The sequence below is a fragment of the Pseudomonas sp. TH07 genome, assembly GCF_016651285.1.
Lineage (GTDB): Bacteria > Pseudomonadota > Gammaproteobacteria > Pseudomonadales > Pseudomonadaceae > Aquipseudomonas.
The window spans coordinates 3,753,974-3,770,304 of record NZ_JAEKED010000001.1 but is presented as its reverse complement, the minus strand read 5'-3'; the positions used below and the strand labels follow the sequence as shown (position 1 = coordinate 3,770,304).

Here is a 16,331-nt window from a genome sequence, read left to right as displayed (position 1 = left end):
CAGGTGGTCGCGATTGCTCGCCGCCGATCAGACCGTGATGCCGTGCCCGGAAAGAAAGCTGACGAACGCTTCTTCGTCCAACACTTTCAGCCCCAGTTCATTGGCCTTGGCCAGTTTCGAACCGGCGCCGGGGCCCGCCACCACACAGTAGGTTTTCGCCGACACGGATCCGGCCACCTTGGCGCCCAGGCTTTCCAGCTTGTCCTTGGCCACGTCGCGGCTCATCAACTCCAGGGAGCCGGTCAACACCCAGGTCTGGCCCGCCAGCGGCAAGCCTTCGACGACCCTTTTCTCGCTCTGCCAATGCATGCCGAACGCCTTTAACTGCGCCTCGATGGCCAGTGCCCGCTGAGCGTTGCTCTCGATATCGAAGAAGTCGCGCACCGCTTTGGCCTGCTTCTCCGGCAGGGCCTGGCGCATATCGAGCCAGTCAGCCGCCACCACCGCCTGCAAGGTGCCGAACTTGTCGGCCAGTTTCTGCGCCGCGCCCGGCCCCACCGAGGGAATATGCAGCTTGTCGAGCATGCCTTCCAGGGTGGTGCTGGCGGCAAAGTCGGCGCCCAGCTCGCCCTGATCCTGCAGCACCAGCCCGCACTGTTGCGGGTCCAGCAAGGCGCCGATCACCTCCTGGTTGTGACTGTCTTCAAAGAAGCTGTGAATCTCGTGAGCCACTTCCAGGCCAACGTCCGGCAGGTAGGTCAATACTTCGGGCAAGGCCTGCTGGACCCGCTCCAAAGACGCCAGGGACCGCGCCAGGACCTTGGCCGTCTCCTCGCCCACGTCCGGGATCCCCAAGGCATAGATAAAACGCGCCAGGGTTGGGGTCTTGCTGTCTTCGATGGCCTTGAGCAGCTTGTTGCTGGACACCTCGGCAAAGCCTTCAAGGCCGATGATCTGGTCGTACTTGAGCTTGTACAGGTCAGCCGGCGAGCCAATGAGCTTCTCGTCCACCAGTTGCTCGATGGTCTTGTCCCCCAGGCCCTCGATGTCCATGGCCCGTCGCGAAACAAAGTGAATGATCGCCTGCTTCAACTGGGCACCACAGGCCAGGCGCCCGACACAGCGATACACCGCGCCTTCGCTGACGGTCTCGCGCCCCTTGCTGCGCTTGACCAACTGGGTGCGCTCGACATGGGAGCCGCACACCGGACAGTTCTCGGGAATCTGCACCGGCCGCGCGTTTTCCGGCCGACGCTCGGTGACCACTTGCACCACCTGCGGAATCACATCGCCTGCCCGACGAATGATCACGGTATCGCCGATCATCAGCCCCAGGCGTGCCACTTCGTCCATGTTGTGCAAGGTGGCGTTGGACACGGTGACTCCGGCGACCTTGACCGGCTTCAAACGCGCAACCGGCGTTACTGCCCCGGTACGGCCGACCTGGAATTCCACGTCGAGCAGTTCAGTGAGCTCCTCCATGGCCGGGAATTTATGGGCAATCGCCCAGCGCGGCTCGCGGGCTCGGAAACCCAACTCGCGCTGCGCGGCAATGCTGTTGACCTTGAACACCACGCCATCGATCTCATAGGGCAACGCGTTGCGGCGCTCGCCGATATCGCGGTAGTAGTCCAGGCACTCGTCGATGCCCTTGGCCAGTTTCAGTTCGCGGCTGATCGGCATGCCCCACTGCTTCAGTTGCTGCAGGTTGCCGATATGGCTGTCGGCAATGTCGGCCGTGACCTGGCCGATACCGTAGCAGCAGAACTCCAGCGGGCGGCTGGCGGTGATTTTCGAGTCCAGCTGACGCAAGCTGCCTGCCGCCGCGTTACGCGGGTTGGCGAAGGTCTTGCCGCCGATTTCCAACTGCGTGGCATTCAGGCGCTCGAAGCCGGCCTTGGACATAAAGACCTCACCGCGCACCTCCAGGGTCGGCGGCCAGCCACTGCCCTGCAACTTGAGCGGGATATTGCGCACCGTGCGCACATTGACGCTGATGTCTTCGCCGGTGGTGCCGTCGCCGCGTGTCGCGCCGCGTACCAGCACGCCATCCTGATACAGCAGGCTGACCGCCAGGCCATCGAGTTTGGGCTCACAGCTGTACTCAACCGCCGCCCCGGCGCCGAACAGATCGCCTACCGGCAGATCCAGGCCCTCGGTGACCCGACGATCGAACTCGCGCATGTCGACTTCTTCGAAGGCGTTGCCGAGGCTGAGCATGGGGATTTCATGGCGCACCTGGGTGAACGCCGAGAGCGCCGCGCTGCCGACACGCTGGGTCGGTGAATCGCTGGTCACCAGTTCAGGATGCTCGGCTTCCAGGGCCTTGAGCTCGTGGAACAACCGATCGTACTCAGCGTCCGGGATGCTCGGCTCGTCGAGTACGTGGTAACGGTAGTTGTGCTGATCCAGCTCAGCGCGCAGCTCAAGAATGCGGGTTTCGGCGGCGGTCATGATGTTCTCTCACAAAGCAAAAGAGCAGCCTAGGCTGCTCGATCTGAAGATGGTTCCAGAAGCATCGCCAGCCGACCGGTGCCTGCGCGATCCTGATCGATCGGCGGCAACCGGCAGGCCGGCGAGCAAGCGCTTAGCGCTTTTGAGTCAGGGCGCGACGTTCGAATTCGACGATGCGTTGACGGTAGTGTTCGATCGTCTGGGCGGTCAGCACGCTGCGCTGGTCGTCCTTGAGTTCGCCATTGAGTTCCTGGGACAGCTTGCGCGCCGCCGCCACCATCACGTCGAAAGCTTGCTTCGGGTGACGCGGGCCTGGCAAACCGAGGAAGAAACTCACGGCCGGCGTACTGAAGTGGTCGATATCGTCGAGATCGAATACACCTGGCTTGACCGCGTTGGCCATGGAGAACAGTACTTCGCCGTTACCGGCCATGCTTTCGTGGCGGTGGAAAATATCCATCTCGCCAAAGCGCAGGCCACTTTCCAGAATGTTCTGCAACAGGGCCGGCCCCTTGAAGCCCACGGAGTCGCGGCAGATCACGCTGATCACCAGTACTTCTTCGGCCTGCGGCTGGTCCTTGTCGACGTGGCTGGAAACTTTGTTTTCGTCCGGGAAATCATCGTCACGGCTGCTGAAGCTCGGACCGCTGTCCAGGTCCAGGTTGAGGTCACCCTGATGCGGCTCGTTGCCACGCTTGCCGCGCTTGGAACCCGACTCGCGGGGCTCACGGGCAGGCATGCTCACCGACGGCAAGTCATGCTCGTCGAGTTGCGGTTCCTTATGGGTATCCAGCACCCGTGGCGGGCCCAACAGTTCGACACTGGTGTCCTCGTCCGGCAGGTTGGACAGGCTTCGATCCAGACGGAACTTCAACTTTCCCTTGCCGCCGCGCATACGGCGCCAGCCATCGAAAAGAATACCGGCAATGACAATAATGCCGATGACGATCAGCCACTCGCGCAGACCGATTTCCATGTAATCCCGTGCCTCTATAAAAAATGCTGAAAAATAAGGGGTTTAGCAAACTGCAAACCGCTTTAAAACGTGGCGCCAACTCTATGTTCTGAATGGCGTTTTGCCCACGCATACGAAAAATTGACATTAAACTAGCACGACCAAAGATAACTTTACACCGTCTGTCGCAATGGCTAGCGCCATTATGTTGATTGGCCAGCAGTATGAGTGGCTAAAACGCTGTTACTTGCCGCCCCAACTGCCCGGGTCAATCACGACTCAGGCGTCCACCATCGCCATCGCCTCCTCGACATCCACTGCTACCAGGCGCGAACAACCGGGCTCGTGCATCGTTACCCCCATTAATTGATCGGCCATTTCCATGGCGATCTTATTGTGGGTGATATAGATGAACTGCACCGTCTGCGACATCTCCTTGACCAAGCGTGCATAGCGTCCAACGTTAGCGTCATCCAGCGGCGCGTCAACTTCGTCGAGCATGCAGAACGGCGCCGGATTCAACTTGAAGATGGCAAATACGAGGGCCAATGCGGTCAACGCCTTTTCACCACCGGAGAGCAAATGAATGGTGCTGTTCTTCTTGCCCGGCGGACGCGCCATGATCGTTACCCCTGTATCGAGTAGATCTTCGCCCGTCAGTTCCAAATATGCGCTGCCACCGCCGAAAACTTTTGGAAAGAGTGCCTGTAAACCCGAGTTAATCTGATCAAAGGTATCTTTGAAGCGGTTACGGGTTTCTTTGTCGATCTTGCGAATCACGTTTTCCAGAGTGTCGAGCGCTTCCACCAGATCGGCGTTCTGGGCATCCAGATAACGTTTACGCTCGGACTGTTGCTGGTATTCATCAATGGCCGCGAGGTTGATGGCGCCCAGGCGCTGGATCCGCGCGGCAATGCGTTCAAGTTCTTCTTCGGCGTCTTTCTCGTTGGCCTCACCGGTCAGGGTGGCCAACACGCCTTGCAGGTCGTAGCCATCTTCCAGCAACTGATCCTGCAGTGTCTTGCGGCGCACGGTCAGGGCTTGCCATTCCATGCGCTGCTGTTCGAGCTGCCCGCGGATCAACTGGGATTGCTGTTCGGCCTGGGTGCGGCGCTTCTCGGCGTCACGCAGCTCGCGATCGGCGTCTTCCAGGGCGATCTGCGCGGTCTTGAGCTCGACGTCCACCGTCATGCGCTTTTCCAGCAACTCTTCGAGTTTCAGGCGCAGCTCTTCCAGTGGCGCTTCGCCCTCTTCCAGGTTGAGGCTCAGTTGCTCGCGCTTTTCGGTGAGGCGCTCGGATTGCAGCTCCAGGCGCTCCAACGCCTGGCGCGTGGAGTCGTGCTGGGCCTTGAGCGAGCCCAGGCGCACTGCCAGTTGATGGGCGTGATCTTTGTGTTGACGGGCCTCCTGGCGCACCCGATCGAGGCGCTCGCGCAAGCTGTCACGCTGGGCCAGCAGCAGTTCACGCTGCTCGGTATCCAGGGCCATGCTGTCGAGGGCTTCCTGCAATTGCAGGCGGGCCTCGCCCACTTGTTCGTGCTCCAGGGCGCGCTGCTCGCCCAGCTCGCTCACTTCCTCGTCGAGGCGGGTGCGGCGCAGGGCCAACTGTTCGACCTTGGCCTTGCCGGCGGAGAGCTTGGCTTTCAACTCGCCCTGCTGGCGGGCTTCGTCCTGCAGCAAACGGCGCAGGTGCTCGCGGCCGTTTTCCTGCTGGCGTTGCTGGGCCCGCAAGTTCAATAACTGGCTTTCCAGGGCCTCGACCGCGGCTTCACGCTCATCGCGCTCAAGGCCCAACTGCTGAATTTCCTGGTTGCGCGCGAGCATCCCGCTTTCCGCTTCGCTGGCCCGGCGCACCCGTAAAAAGTGCCGCCCAACCCAGAAGCCATCGCGACTGATCAGGCTTTCGCCGGCTGCCAGCTGGCCACGCAAGGCCAGGGCCTGCTCCAGGCTTTCCACCGGCTTCACCTGCCCCAACCAGGGCGACAGATCGACCTGTGCCTCCACCTTGTCCAGCAGACTGCCGGCAATCCGCACACCATCGCCCGCCAGTTGCAGCAGGCGCAGATCGCCCTGATGAAAGCCCGCCAGATCGAAGCCGGCAAAGTCATCCACCAGCACCGCTTGCAGGTCAGCGCCCAGCACGGTTTCCACCGCCAGCTCCCAACCCGGGTCGACCTTCAGGCCCTCGGCCAGGCGCGGGCGCTCGGCCAGGTTTTGCTCGCGCAGCCATTGTGCGGTGCCGGTGCCCGGATCCAGGGCGGCCTGTTGCAGCGCCTCCAGAGAAGCCAGACGACCGTTGAGACGCTGCAATTCACCCTGGGCCTGCTGCTGGGCCTGGGTCGCTTGCTGCAACTCCTGGCGTAACTGCTCCAGGCGCTCGACCTGGGACTCTTCGCTGGCCTGCAGGTCTTCCAGGGTCGCCTCGCTGGCGGCGAGTTCTTCATTCAATTCGAGGATCGCAGCGTCTTCCGGGTCGGCGGCGAGCAATGCCCGCTCCTCGACCAGACGCCGCTGCCGTTCGGCCAGGCGCTCCATGCTGCCTTCGAGCTGCTGGATACGCGATTGCTGAACTTCGGCCTGGCGCTGCGGCTCGGCAGAGCTCAGGTTGAAGTTGTCCCACTGTTCTTGCCAGCCGTGCATGGTGGTTTCGGCGTCTTCCAGGGCTGCGGCGGCTTCTTCGGCGGCGGCGCTGGTGACTTCCTGCTCGGGCTCGAGCATGTCCAGCTCTTCGCCCAACGTCGCGAGCAAGGTGCGGTCATGGCCCAGGTGCGATTCGGTTTCCAGGCGCGCACGCTCGGCCTCGCGCAAATCATCCTGCAACTGGCGCAGCCGCTGCTGACCATGCTGGATGCTCTGCTCGACCCGGGCGATATCGCCGCCGACCGAATAGAAGCGCCCCTGCACCAGATTGAAGCGCTCGGACAGATCATGGTGCCCGTCGCGCAGGCGTTCGATGGCCGCATCGGCATTGCGCTGTTCCGCCACCAGGGCTTCGAAGCTGATTTCCTGGTTGCCGATGATCGACTCGCGCTGGGCCACCTGCTCATGCAAGGCCTGCCAGCGCAACGCCGAAAGCTGGGCCTTGAGCTGACGCTCCTCACCCTTGTATTCCTGGTACTTTTCCGCCGCCTGGGCCTGGCGATGCAAGCGTTCGAGCTGGCGTTCGAGCTCTTCGCGCAGGTCGGTCAGGCGCGCCAGGTTTTCGTGGGTGCGGCGGATGCGATTCTCGGTCTCGCGCCGGCGCTCCTTGTACTTGGAGATGCCGGCCGCTTCTTCGATAAAGTTGCGCAGGTCCTCGGGCTTGGCTTCGATCAGCTTGGAGATCATGCCCTGCTCGATGATCGAGTAGCTGCGCGGCCCCAGGCCGGTGCCGAGGAAAATATCGGTGATGTCACGGCGCCGGCATTTGGTGCCGTTGAGGAAATAGCTGTTCTGGCTGTCGCGGGTCACTTTGCGACGAATGGAGATTTCCGCATAGGCCGCGTACTCGCCGACCAGGGTGCCGTCGGAGTTGTCGAACACCAGCTCGATACTCGCCTGGCTCACCGGTTTACGGCTGGTGGAGCCGTTGAAGATGACGTCGGTCATCGACTCGCCGCGCAAATTCTTGGCCGAGCTTTCGCCCATCACCCAGCGTACGGCGTCGATGATGTTCGACTTGCCGCAGCCATTGGGCCCGACTACCGCCGCCATGTTACTGGGGAAGTTGACGGTCGTCGGGTCGACGAAGGACTTGAACCCGGCCAGCTTGATGCACTTGAGCCGCACGTTTAGGCGACCGTCAACGCAGAAATCACCAGGTCGCAACTGCGCTGGGCGTAGGCGGTCAGCACCAGGCGGATTTGCGGCAGGTCACGGGCCATCACCGCCGCCAGCAACTGCTCGAACAACGCCAGGAACTCGCTCATTTCCGCCTTGCGCTGCTCCAGCGCCAGGAAGTAGGCACGGCTCATGGCCGGCTGCAGGTTCTCGACGGTTTCCTGCAGGTACGGGTTATTGGCAAAGGGATAGGCCGCGCGCATCACATTGAAGCTTTCTTCAACGAAGGTGCGGATGTCCTGGCGCTCGTAGGCGGCGATCAGGCGCTGCTGGATCTGCAGGAACGGCGCCATGTCAACCTGGACCGTCCAGCCGCTGGCCACCGAGTTGCCGAGCAGGATGTACAACTCGCTCATCAGGGTGCACAGGCTCTGCACCTTGTGCGCGGTGAGTTCGGTGACATGGGCCCCACGTCGCGGCAGGATCGCGATCAGGTGACGACGTTCGAGGATCAGCAAGGCTTCGCGGACCGAACCGCGACTGACATTGAGTGCCAGCGTGACCTTCTGCTCCTGAATGCGCTCCCCAGGCTTGAGATCGCCGCGAATGATACGTTCGGCGAGGTGGTGAGCAATTTGCTCGGCGAGGCTGTCCGGCGCCTTGAACGTCATGGTTTTCCTTCAAAAATCTTCGATCAGTACAGGCGGCGCAGTGTAGCGCAATTGACACGTCATGGCGGAGTGCCCAAACAGCACAATTGGCATGAAATAAGCACATTTACTCATTCAAGCCACCCCGATCGGGGCGATTGCCTGATGCCGCGAGCCACTGCGAAGGATTGATGGCAAGCGCACGCACAGCGCGCCTTTGAGCAGCGCTGACCGCTCTGCAAGGCGGCCTCGGGGATCTTGGCCATACTTGAATTGTTGATCGCTTAAAATTCCTGACCCACAGGTCAGAAATTCATTGACCGAAAAGTCAGATCTGACTAAATTCGGCCCACAGCGATTAACAACAATAATGAGTCTGCGAGGCCTTCCGTGATCCAGTTTTTACTTAACCAGGAGCTGTGCAGTGAGCACGTCCTGGACCCGAACCTGACCGTGCTCAATTACCTGCGCGAACACTTGGGTAAACCCGGCACCAAAGAAGGCTGCGCCAGTGGCGACTGCGGCGCCTGCACCGTGGTGGTCGGCGAATTGCAGACGGACGCCACAGGCGTCGAGCGAATCCGCTATCGCAGCCTCAACTCGTGCCTGACCTTTGTCTCGTCGCTGCATGGCAAACAATTGATCAGCGTTGAAGACCTCAAGCATCAAGGCCAGTTGCACAGCGTGCAGAAGGCCATGGTCGAGTGCCATGGCTCGCAGTGTGGCTTCTGTACCCCGGGCTTTGTCATGTCGCTGTTTGCCCTGCAAAAGAACAGCGACCAGCCAGACGCCCACAAGGCCCACGAAGCCCTGGCCGGCAACCTGTGCCGCTGCACCGGTTATCGGCCGATTCTGGCCGCTGCCGCGCAAGCCTGCTGCGGCGAGCAGCCGGACCAGTTCGACGCTCGCGAAAGCGAGACCATCGCCCGCCTCAAGGCCATTGCCCCCAGTGACACCGGCGAACTCAACAGTGGCGACAAACGCTGCCTGGTGCCGCTGACCGTCGCCGATCTGGCCGACCTCTATGACGCCTACCCCCAGGCCCGGTTGCTGGCCGGAGGCACCGACCTGGCGCTGGAGGTCACCCAGTTCCACCGCACCCTGCCGGTGATGATCTATGTCGGCAACGTCGCAGAAATGAAGCGCATCGAACGTTTCGACGACCGCCTGGAAATCGGCGCCGCCACCGCCCTCACCGACTGCTACGAGGCGCTGAACGCCGAGTACCCGGACTTCGGCGAACTGCTGCAGCGCTTCGCGTCCCTGCAGATCCGCAACCAGGGCACCCTGGGCGGCAACATCGGCAACGCCTCGCCCATTGGTGACTCGCCGCCACTGCTGATCGCCCTCGGTGCGCAGATCGTGCTGTGCAAAGGCAACACCCGCCGCACCCTGGCCCTGGAAGACTATTTCATCGATTACCGGGTGACCGCGCGCCAGGAAAGCGAGTTCATCGAGAAGATCATCGTGCCCCGCGCCAGCGCCGAGCAGCTGTTTCGCGCATATAAGGTCTCCAAGCGCCTGGATGACGATATTTCCGCGGTCTGCGCGGCCTTCAACCTGCGCCTGGAAAACGGCACGGTGGTCGACGCCCGCGTGGCCTTCGGCGGCATGGCCGCCATCCCCAAACGCGCCAAGCACTGCGAAGCCGTGCTGCGCGGCGCACCCTGGAACAATCACACCGTGGAGCGCGCCTGCGCGGCCCTGGCCGAAGACTTCACCCCGCTCTCGGACTTTCGCGCCAGCAAGGAATACCGCCTGCTCAGCGCCCAGAACCTGCTGCGCAAATACTTTATCGAGCTGCAAACACCGCACATCGAGACTCGGGTGACCGCTTATGTCTAATCATCACAAGGTCGAGAAGACCCAAGCCGAACTCGCCGCCCTGTTCCAGCAGGACCTCACCACCGGCGTCGGGCGCAGCGTCAAGCACGACAGCGCCGACAAGCACGTGTCCGGCGAAGCGCAGTACATCGACGACCGGCTGGAGTTTCCCAACCAACTGCATGTGTACGCCCGGCTCTCGGACCGCGCCCACGCGAAAATCCTCAGCATCGACACCGCTCCCTGCTATGCCTTTGCCGGTGTACGTATTGTCATCACCCATCAGGACATTCCCGGGCTCAAGGACATCGGCCCGTTGCTCCCGGGCGATCCGCTGCTGGCCATCGATGATGTGCAGTTCGTCGGCCAGCCGGTGCTGGCCGTCGCCGCCAGGGACCTGGACACCGCACGCCAGGCCGCTATGGCCGCGATCATCGAATACCAGGACCTGGAACCGGTGCTGGACGTGGTCGAGGCCCTGCGCAAGCGCCACTTCGTGCTCGACAGCCACACCCACCAGCGCGGCGACTCGGCCAACGCGCTGGCAACCGCCGAACATCGGATCCAGGGTTCGCTGCACATCGGCGGCCAGGAGCATTTCTACCTCGAGACCCAGATTTCCTCGGTGATGCCCACCGAAGACGGCGGGATGATCGTCTACTGCTCCACGCAAAACCCCACCGAAGTGCAGAAGCTAGTGGCCGAAGTGCTGGACGTGTCGATGAACAAGATCGTGGTCGACATGCGGCGCATGGGCGGCGGTTTCGGCGGCAAGGAAACCCAGGCCGCCAGCCCGGCCTGCCTGTGTGCGGTGATTGCGCACCTCACCGGCCAGCCGACCAAGATGCGCCTGCCGCGGGTCGAAGACATGCTGATGACCGGCAAGCGCCACCCGTTCTACATCGAGTACGACGTCGGCTTCGACAGCAACGGCCGGCTGCACGGGATCCAGCTGGAACTGGCTGGCAACTGCGGCTGTTCGCCGGACCTCTCGGCGTCGATTGTCGACCGCGCCATGTTCCATGCCGACAACTCGTACTACCTGGGCGATGCCACCATCAACGGCCATCGCTGCAAGACCAACACCGCGTCCAACACCGCCTACCGGGGCTTCGGCGGCCCGCAAGGCATGGTCGCCATCGAAGAAGTCATGGATGCCATCGCTCGCCACCTGGCGCTGGACCCGCTGGCGGTGCGCAAGGCGAACTACTACGGCAAGACCGAACGCAACGTCACCCACTACTACCAGACCGTCGAGCACAACATGCTCGAGGAAATGACCGCCGACCTGGAAGCCAGCAGCCAGTATGCCGAGCGCCGTGAAGCGATCCGCCGCTACAACGCCAACAGCCCGATCCTGAAAAAAGGCCTGGCGCTGACCCCGGTCAAATTCGGCATTTCCTTTACCGCCAGCTTCCTCAACCAGGCCGGCGCGCTGATCCACATCTACACCGACGGCAGCATTCACCTGAACCACGGCGGCACCGAAATGGGCCAAGGCCTGAACACCAAGGTCGCGCAGGTGGTGTCGGAAGTGTTCCAGGTGGAAATGGACCGGGTGCAGATCACCGCCACCAACACTGACAAGGTGCCCAACACCTCGCCGACCGCCGCCTCCAGCGGTGCCGACCTGAACGGCAAGGCGGCGCAGAACGCGGCCGAGATCATCAAGCAGCGCCTGGTGGAGTTTGCCGCGCGGCAGTACAAGGTCAGCGAAGAAGACGTGGAGTTCCACAATGGCCACGTGCGGGTGCGCGACCACATCCTGACCTTTGAAGCCCTGATCCAGCAGGCGTATTTCAATCAGGTCTCGTTGTCGAGCACGGGCTTCTACAAGACCCCGAAAATCTATTACGACCGCAGCCAGGCCCGCGGCCGGCCGTTCTATTACTTTGCCTTCGGCGCGGCCTGCGCCGAGGTGATCGTCGACACCCTGACCGGCGAATACAAAATGCTGCGCACTGACATCCTGCATGACGTCGGCGCCTCCCTGAACCCGGCCATCGATATCGGCCAGGTCGAGGGCGGGTTTATCCAGGGCATGGGCTGGCTGACCATGGAAGAGCTGGTGTGGAACGCCAAGGGCAAGCTGATGACCAATGGCCCTGCCAGCTACAAGATCCCGGCCGTGGCCGACATGCCCCTGGACCTGCGGGTCAAGCTGGTGGAAAACCGCAAGAACCCGGAAGACACGGTGTTCCATTCCAAGGCCGTGGGCGAGCCACCGTTCATGCTCGGCATCGCCGCCTGGTGTGCGATCAAGGATGCCGTGGCCAGCCTCGGCGACTACCGCCATCAGCCGAAGATTGACGCCCCGGCGACGCCGGAGCGGGTGTTGTGGGGCTGCGAGCAGATGCGCCAACTGAACGCTGCAAAAGCGCTGGTACCCGAAACCGAGCTGGCTTCGCTCTGAGGTGATTATGAACAACTGGATCAGCGCCCTCGCCGACCTGCAGAACCAGGGAGAACCCTGCGTGCTGGTGACCATCATCGAAGAGCTCGGCTCCACGCCGCGCAATGCCGGCTCGAAGATGGTCATCAGCGCGGCGCACAGCTTCGACACCATCGGCGGCGGCCACCTGGAATACAAAGCCATGCAGATCGCCCGGGACATGCTCCTGCGCGGCCAGCAGAACACTCACCTGGAGCGGTTCAGCCTCGGCGCCAGCCTTGGCCAGTGCTGTGGTGGCGTTACCGTGCTGCTGTTCGAGCCCATGGGCCAGGTGCAGGCGCAGATCGCGGTGTTCGGCGCCGGCCACGTCGGCCGCGCCCTGGTGCCGCTGCTGGCGAGCCTGCCATGCCGGGTGCGCTGGATCGACTCAAGGGAGCAGGAGTTCCCGCAACAGATCCCCCACGGCGTGCGCAAAATCGTCAGCGAAGAGCCCGTCGACGAAATTGCCGAGTTACCGGTGGGCAGCTATTGCATCGTCATGACTCATAATCACCAGCTCGACCTGGAACTGACCGCCGCGATCCTCAAGCGCAACGACTTTGCCTACTTCGGCCTGATCGGTTCGAAGACCAAACGCGTCAAGTTCGAACACCGCCTGCGCGACCGCGGTTTCGACAGCGGCGTGCTGCAACGCATGCGCTGCCCGATGGGCCTGGGCGAGGTCAAAGGCAAGTTGCCGGTGGAGATTGCCATCTCCATCGCCGGCGAAATCATCGCCACCTATAACGCCAATTTCGGCCAGCACAGCGCCAGCGCCGAACCCATTGCCAAACTGCTGCCGGCTTCGCGCCGCAGCCAGGCTTCAAACTGAAAAACCACTGATTGAGAAATCTCCATGCCTCTGACACGTAAAGCCTACCGGGCCGCCATCCTGCACAGCATTGCCGACCCCGCCGTGGTCGGTATCGAAGCCTCGTACGAGTACTTCGAAGACGGTCTGCTGGTGGTCGAAAACGGCCAGATCAGCGCCCTGGGCCACGCCAGCGAACTGCTCGCCAGCCTGCCTGCCGATATCGAAATCAACCACTATCAGGATGCCCTGATCACCCCGGGTTTTATCGACACCCATATCCACCTGCCGCAAACCGGCATGGTCGGTGCGTACGGCGAGCAACTGCTGGACTGGCTCAACACCTACACCTTCCCCTGCGAAAGCCAGTTCGCCGACCAGGCCCATGCCGATGAAGTGGCCGATATTTTCATCAAGGAACTGCTGCGCAACGGCACCACCACGGCCCTGGTATTCGGCAGCGTGCACCCGCAGTCGGTGAATGCTTTCTTTGAGGCGGCGCACAAGCTCGACCTGCGGATGATCGCCGGCAAGGTGATGATGGACCGCAACGCCCCGGACTACCTGACCGACACTGCCGAATCCGGTTACCAGGAAAGCAAGACGCTGATCGAACGCTGGCACGGCAAGGGCCGCCTGCACTATGCGGTGACCCCACGCTTCGCCCCCACCAGCACCCCGGAACAACTGACCCTGGCCGGCCAGTTGCTGACCGAGTATCCCGACCTCTACATGCAGACCCACATCAGTGAAAACCTGCAGGAGATCGAGTGGGTCAAGGAGCTATTTCCGGAGCGCAAGGGCTACCTGGACGTGTACGACCATTACCAGTTGCTCGGCGAGCGCTCGGTGTTCGCCCACGGCGTGCACCTGTGCGACGACGAATGCGCACGCCTGGCTGAAACCGGCTCGGCCGTGGCCTTTTGCCCGACCTCGAACTTCTTCCTCGGCAGCGGCCTGTTCAACCTGCCGATGGCGGAAAAACACAACCTCAACGTCGGCCTGGGCACCGACGTCGGTGGCGGCACCAGCTTCTCGCTTCTGCAAACCCTCAACGAAGCCTACAAGGTCATGCAACTGCAAGGCGCGCGCCTGAGCCCCTTCAAGTCGCTGTACCTGGCCACCCTCGGCGGCGCCCGGGCGTTGCGCCTGGAAGACCGGATCGGCACCTTGCAACCGGGCACCGATGCCGACTTCCTGGTGCTCGACTACCACGCCACACCGCTGCTCAGCTATCGCCTGAAGCAGGCCAGGAGCATCGCCGAAACCCTGTTCGTGCTGATGACCCTGGGCGATGACCGCACCGTGTCCCAGACCTACGCCGCCGGCCAGTTGGTCCACCAGCGCTAGGGGCAAACGCAAAATCCCCCGTTCGGGATCAACCGGGCGGGGGATTTTTCATGCCTGCTCAGAGGCACAGGGCGACCTGTGCGGGCAGTGGATCAGAAGGTCACTTCCAGGTTCAGGGTCGGAGTCGAGGTGCGGGTTCCGCGTCCGCCGTCGACACCAAACTTGTTGTGCCAATACTCGTAGCCCACGCCCAGGTAGAGGTTGGGCTTGACGTTTTTACCCGGCAACACCGCCACCATCAGCGCCGTGCGTACCAGGGTTTCCGGCGCGGTGTCGCGGTAGTTGTAATCGTGGCCCTTCTCCCCGGTGTAGTTGATGAAACCCTGGAACTTGGCGCCATGGCTTCCCAGCTCGAACGGGCGCATCCAGGCCAGGTTCAGCAGGTAGGTGTCATCAAAGGTGTGATCCGGATCCTTGGCTCCGGGGATCCCGGAATGGTTATTTTCCTTGTAGTACAACAGGCTCAGGTCAAGCACACCGACGGTGTTGAACTTCAGAGTCGGGCCGAACACCAGGGCGCGTTTTTTCGCCGAACCCAGGTTGTTGTTGCGGCTGGCGTCAAAACCCAGGGTCAGCGCGTAATCCTTGATCGCGCCAGTGCCCAATGGCGTATCGAAGACCCGTGAAGCGTAGAGCTGGTGCCGATAGACGCCGTAGACTTCGCTGCTGCCTTCGCGAGTGCCCTTGCGTGGGTCGTCATTGTCGGAAAGCAGCACGTCCAGGTGCAGGTAGTTGCTGCCGTACTGGTAGCCGCTGGCATGGGTGAAGCTGTAGATGCGCTTGCTGATGTAGTGCGGGTTGTTGGGGTTGGTGAACTCTTTGCCGTAACGAAACCCGACGCTGTTGTTCATCCATTCCACAGCCACCGCTTCCCCGGCGCCAATGATGCTCATCAGCAGGGTTGCGCCTTGAAGTGCCTTTCTCATTTTTATTATGTCCTGTGCCTGATACAGGCCCGGCCGGCTGCCGGGCAGTGCATATCGAGCCCTGAACCACCAGGAAATAGAGGCGCGGCACCTTGGCCCCTGCCGCTACCGCCTGATCGGGACTCGACGCAAAAACTGTATACAAACAGTGACAAAATTGCACAAACAATTGATCACAACATTTCAAATAGTTTGCTGGCCGCGTTGAGATTCGTGGCTAACCGTAATTAAAACAAGGCGTTGAACGCAGCCGTCACTGCTGCAAAAACGTGCACAGCGCTTTTCATCCGGCCAAAAAAATCCCCCGTCCCGGGGAACCCGGGCGGGGGATGTTCATTTCAGGTCAATCAGAGCTTGGCAGCAGCTCGACCCGGCTTTTTGGTTTGCAGCAGGTGCGAGAACACTGCGTGCAGGTCGTCCGAAGCGCTTTCTTCGTCGAGGTTGAGCTTGCTGTCGATGTGATCCATGTGATGCATCATCAGGTTCACCGCCAACTCGCCGTCACGGGCTTCGATGGCATCGATCAACTGGGTGTGCTCATCGTAGGAACAGTGGGAGCGGTTGCCACTTTCATATTGGGCGATGATCAGCGAAGTCTGGGACACCAGGCTACGTTGGAAGCTGATGAGCGGTGCATTTTTGGCCGCTTCCGCCAACTTCAAATGGAACTCGCCGGAAAGACGAATACCGGCGCCGCGATCACCGCGCGAGAAGCTGTCACGCTCGTCGTTGACCATCTGCCGCAACTCGGCCAACTGCTCGGCCGTGGCATGCTCCACCGCCAACTCGGTAATCGCTCGCTCCACCAGGCGCCGTGCAAGAAACACCTGCCGCGCTTCCTCGACACTGGGGCTCGCCACCACCGCGCCACGGTTGGGGCGCAGCAGCACCACGCCTTCATGGGCCAGGCGCGATAAGGCGCGACGAATGATGGTCCGACTGACTCCGAAAATTTCCCCCAGCGCTTCTTCGCTCAACTTGGTACCGGGCGCCAGGCGCTGTTCGAGGATGGCCTCGAAGATATGTGCGTAGACAATATCGTCCTGGGTTCCACTGCGACCGGCCTTGCCGGCTCGCGGTTGTTTCTTGAGGGGTTGCAACTGTTCGTTCATGGGCACTCGGGTCGGAAGGACTGCGGCGATTTGACGGTGACTGTAATACGGCACAGTGGGTCGCTGGCAAGTATCGCGTTAAAACAATGGCACATTGTACACAACCCATGGGGATCATT

The 16,331-nt window shown here is 61.7% G+C and carries 10 protein-coding genes; 4 read left to right on the top strand and 6 right to left on the bottom strand.

What is annotated here, in order from left to right; translation table 11 throughout:
* Window positions 1-27: 27 nt before the first annotated feature.
* The 4 genes from ligA to JFU57_RS17500 form a co-directional block, all read right to left on the bottom strand.
* Window positions 28-2,394, bottom strand: coding sequence for an NAD-dependent DNA ligase LigA (gene ligA / locus JFU57_RS17515; protein ID WP_201130194.1), 2,367 nt, complete (start codon window positions 2,392-2,394; stop codon window positions 28-30).
* A 133-nt stretch (window positions 2,395-2,527) separates the two neighbouring features.
* The gene (gene zipA, locus JFU57_RS17510; protein ID WP_201130192.1) at window positions 2,528-3,370 is read right to left on the bottom strand and encodes a cell division protein ZipA; all 843 of its coding nucleotides are present in this window, start codon (window positions 3,368-3,370) and stop codon (window positions 2,528-2,530) included.
* A 258-nt stretch (window positions 3,371-3,628) separates the two neighbouring features.
* Window positions 3,629-7,117 (bottom strand): chromosome segregation protein SMC, encoded by a 3,489-nt coding sequence (smc, locus tag JFU57_RS17505; protein ID WP_201130190.1) that lies wholly within the window; start codon window positions 7,115-7,117, stop codon window positions 3,629-3,631.
* 2 nt (window positions 7,118-7,119) lie between these two features.
* Entirely contained in the window at window positions 7,120-7,779 is a 660-nt protein-coding gene (locus JFU57_RS17500; RefSeq protein WP_078471165.1) for a GntR family transcriptional regulator, read from the bottom strand.
* Between the two features lie 369 nt (window positions 7,780-8,148).
* On the opposite strand from JFU57_RS17500, the gene xdhA reads away from it, so the two are divergent.
* Genes xdhA through guaD form a run of 4 tightly spaced genes read left to right on the top strand, consistent with a single transcriptional unit; the run spans window position 8,149 to window position 14,174 of the window.
* The gene (gene xdhA, locus JFU57_RS17495; RefSeq protein ID WP_201130188.1) at window positions 8,149-9,603 is read left to right on the top strand and encodes a xanthine dehydrogenase small subunit; all 1,455 of its coding nucleotides are present in this window, start codon (window positions 8,149-8,151) and stop codon (window positions 9,601-9,603) included.
* Window positions 9,596-11,995, top strand: a complete 2,400-nt coding sequence (xdhB, locus tag JFU57_RS17490; RefSeq protein WP_078471163.1) for a xanthine dehydrogenase molybdopterin binding subunit — start codon at window positions 9,596-9,598, stop codon at window positions 11,993-11,995. Before xdhA ends, xdhB begins: the two co-directional genes overlap by 8 nt.
* 7 nt (window positions 11,996-12,002) lie before the next feature.
* A complete protein-coding gene (gene xdhC / locus JFU57_RS17485; RefSeq protein WP_201130186.1) occupies window positions 12,003-12,845 on the top strand; it encodes a xanthine dehydrogenase accessory protein XdhC in 843 nt (280 codons plus the stop codon).
* A 24-nt stretch (window positions 12,846-12,869) separates the two neighbouring features.
* A complete protein-coding gene (gene guaD, locus JFU57_RS17480) occupies window positions 12,870-14,174 on the top strand; it encodes a guanine deaminase (protein WP_078471161.1) in 1,305 nt (434 codons plus the stop codon).
* Window positions 14,175-14,266: 92 nt separating this feature from the next.
* Here guaD and JFU57_RS17475 read toward each other — a convergent pair whose 3' ends face one another.
* Window positions 14,267-15,100, bottom strand: coding sequence for a nucleoside-binding protein (locus JFU57_RS17475; protein ID WP_201130184.1), 834 nt, complete (start codon window positions 15,098-15,100; stop codon window positions 14,267-14,269).
* Window positions 15,101-15,447: 347 nt separating this feature from the next.
* On the bottom strand, window positions 15,448-16,212 hold the full coding sequence (locus JFU57_RS17470; protein ID WP_020300370.1) for a GntR family transcriptional regulator: 765 nt from the start codon (window positions 16,210-16,212) through the stop codon (window positions 15,448-15,450).
* Between the last annotated feature and the right edge of the window lie 119 nt (window positions 16,213-16,331).